Origin of the sequence: Phenylobacterium sp. (assembly GCF_046590535.1) — a bacterium.
In the GTDB taxonomy this organism is placed as follows: domain Bacteria; phylum Pseudomonadota; class Alphaproteobacteria; order Caulobacterales; family Caulobacteraceae; genus Phenylobacterium.
In genome coordinates this window covers 1-2765 of the sequence record NZ_JBKJTG010000210.1, presented here as the reverse complement: position 1 = coordinate 2765, position 2765 = coordinate 1, and the positions used below count along the sequence as shown (strand labels likewise).

Annotated in this window: 3 protein-coding genes and 1 tRNA gene; 2 read left to right on the top strand and 2 right to left on the bottom strand. The window is 69.9% G+C overall.

All coding sequences use genetic code 11. The annotated features are described in order from the left end of the window. Window positions 1-333 (top strand): DUF1761 domain-containing protein (locus tag ACLL81_RS12665; protein WP_411288708.1); only part of this gene is annotated, 333 nt, incomplete at its 5' end. Window positions 334-379: 46 nt separating this feature from the next. Here the strand turns inward: ACLL81_RS12665 and ACLL81_RS12660 are convergent. Both ACLL81_RS12660 and ACLL81_RS12655 read right to left on the bottom strand, forming a co-directional pair. After that, on the bottom strand, window positions 380-979 hold the full coding sequence (locus ACLL81_RS12660) for a hypothetical protein (RefSeq protein WP_411288707.1): 600 nt from the start codon (window positions 977-979) through the stop codon (window positions 380-382). Between the two features lie 86 nt (window positions 980-1065). Continuing rightward, a complete protein-coding gene (locus ACLL81_RS12655; RefSeq protein WP_411288706.1) occupies window positions 1066-2469 on the bottom strand; it encodes an amidase in 1404 nt (467 codons plus the stop codon). Between the two features lie 116 nt (window positions 2470-2585). On the opposite strand from ACLL81_RS12655, the gene ACLL81_RS12650 reads away from it, so the two are divergent. Beyond that, window positions 2586-2661 (top strand) — tRNA-Thr (locus tag ACLL81_RS12650). Window positions 2662-2765: the final 104 nt, after the last annotated feature.

Here is a 2765-nt window from a genome sequence, read left to right as displayed (position 1 = left end):
CAGGCCGTCGGCCTGACTGTCGACATGTCCAGCCGAGCGCAGACACATTCGATGATACTTGGCGTTGTCGTTACCCTGGTCATGGTGCTGGGGATAGCGTGGCTTATCCAGCGGCTGGGCGTTACCGGTCTGCAGGGCGGCGTCATGACCGGGCTCACCGCCTGGTTCTTCTTCAGTCTCACCACCCAGGCGCTTGAGTATGTCTACATGGGCTTCACGCCCACGATGATGGCCATCAACGTGGGCTATCAGCTCGTCTCCTTCGTCCTCGCGGGCGCAGCGCTGACGATGGTGAAGTTCGGCCAGTCCGCGGACACGGCGGTCGCGGCCTAGACGACCGGGGGTCCCCTGCGCCGTGGGCGGAGGGGACCCTTCGCCGTCACATGGGCGGCTTGGCGCCGTTCTCTCCGATGGAGATGGAGTTGGTGGCGAGGCCCGTGGGCGTCTTCTGCACCACCATGAACACCGGCACGCCAGGCTTGATCTGCGCCCGCGCCCCGCCAGCGATCTGCACGATCGGCACGTTCTTCGGCACGGTGATATTGCGCTTGCCGTAGCTGTAGGAGACCTCGAGCTCGCGGCTGCCCTTCTTGCCGGCCACCACCTTGCCAACGGTGCCGTTGGTCATCATCGAGCCCTTCTTCAGGTCCCAGCCGTAGTGACCCTCGCCCATCTTCACGCCCGGCGGGAAGACGTGCACCTCAAGCGAGCGGCCTGAACCGTCCTTCTGCGGCATTTCCGCGGTGCCGATGAAGCTGCCCGGCTGAATGGCGTCCGGAGTGATCGGCTTCATCACCGCCACGGTCCAGGAGGGCGCCAGTTTCACGGTCTGCGACCCGCCGCGCTCGCCCTTGACCACCACCGTGTCGGCGCTGATCGAAGCGACCTTGCCGCGAACCACGCTGGGGGCGGCGGGCTGGGCCTGGGCGGCGCTGGCCATGAGCAGCGCCGCGAGCGCCAGTGAAGCCGGTTTGAGCATGTTCGTTTCCCTCGCCGACGTGATGCGGCCAGATCAAAGTGGGCGCCGCCGCGCCACGGGTCAACCGCGCGTCGCAGCCCGCGCGCCTAGAGCTCCGGGACCCGGTCGAACCAGGGCTGCGCCTGCTCCAGCTGGCCCGCCAGGCGAAAGAGGGTCGCCTCCTCCCCCGTCCTGGCTACGAACTGCAGGCCGATGGGCAGGCCGCCCTGGCTCCAGGCCAGGGGCACGGTCATGGCCGGTTGGCCAGTGTTGTTGAAGGCCTGGGTGTTGGGCATGAAGCCGAACAGCCGCTCGCCGATCAGCCGCGGGTCCTCGAGGATCCACCCGATGCGGACAGGCGGGCTGCCCAGGGTCGAGAGCAGCAGCACGTCATAGCGCTCGAACAGCGCCGCGACCGCGCGCCCGAAGGCGTGCAGGGTCTGCAATCCCCGCACATAGGCCGCGCCGCTTACGCCCTGCCCGCGGCGATAGGTGGAGAAGGTCAAGGCCTCGACCTCACCCTCGGCGATGGGCCGTCCGCGGCGCTCGGCCTCCGCGTCCAGGGTGGCGGCGATGCTGGCGGCGATCACCTGTCCCGCGGCGGCCTGCATGGCGGCAAAGTCGCCCGGGACCTGCACCTCCTCAACCTCATGGCCCAGCGATGTGCAGAGTCTGGCCGCCTCGCGCACCGCCTGGGCGCACTCCGGATCGAGGGCCGGGGCCTGCAGGGCCGCGGTGGTGAAGCCGATGCGCAGACGGCCCGGGTCGCGGCCCACCTCCTCGGCGAAGGGGCGCTCGGGCGGGGCCAGGAAATAGGGGTCTCCCGGTTGCGGGCGGCAGGCGATGTCGAGCAACGCTGCGCTGTCGCGGACGGACCGGGTCACCGCGTGCTGGACCGAGGCCCCCGCCCAGCCCTCCCCCGCTGGAGCAAACGACACCCGCCCGCGCGAGGGTTTCATCCCGAACAGGCCGCAGCAGGAGGCCGGCGTGCGGATCGAGCCGCCGCCGTCGCTGGCGTGGGCGGCGGGCGCGATGCCGGCGGCCACCGCCGCCGCCGCGCCGCCGGACGAGCCGCCGGGGGTCCGGTCCAGGTCCCAGGGATTGCGGCATATGCCCAGGAGTTCGGACTCGGTGAACGGCCACAGCCCGAATTCCGGGGTGTTGGTCTTGCCGAAGATGTGCAGTCCCGCCTGGCGGTAGAGGTCGGTCAGCGCGCTGTCCTGCGTCGCCACTTGGTCGGCGAACAGCCGGGACCCGCCGGTGGTGGGCGTCCCGGCCAGGGCGGCGCCCAGGTCCTTCAGCAGGAACGGAACCCCGGCCAGCGGCCCGGCGCCGTCCACATCGCGATGCGCCCGGCCGGTGAGGTCCAGGGTGACGGCGTTGATCCTCGGGTTCACCTCGGCCATCCGCTGGGCGGCGGCGTCGAGGAGCTCGTCCGGCGTCACCTCGCGCCGCGCCACCAGTTCGGCCAGCCCCACCGCGTCGTGGCGCCGATAGTCCTGGAAGTTCATCGGACATCCTCCCGGTTTTCTTGTTGCGGGCAAGCAAGCACAGGCAGGCGGCGCGGTCCAACCGCGCGCTTGCGAAACCCCGTCCGATCACCCAAGAAGCGCCCAGCCTCTCGCGGGCCGGATTAGCTCAGCTGGTAGAGCAGCGGTTTTGTAAACCGAAGGTCGGGGGTTCGAGTCCCTCATCCGGCACCATATCCCGACAAGCGTCCGGTGTGTCGCTGCGCTCAACCCCCGGATTCGAGACGCAAACGGCCCGACCCCGGCAGGGGTCGCAGCATGTGGGGTGCGAGGTTGCG

Coding starts and splice junctions, on each gene's coding strand:
- ACLL81_RS12655 (WP_411288706.1), bottom strand. CDS start 2,469: ATGAACTTCCAGGACTATCGGCGCCACGACGCGGTGGGGCTGGCCGAA.
- ACLL81_RS12660 (WP_411288707.1), bottom strand. CDS start 979: ATGCTCAAACCGGCTTCACTGGCGCTCGCGGCGCTGCTCATGGCCAGC.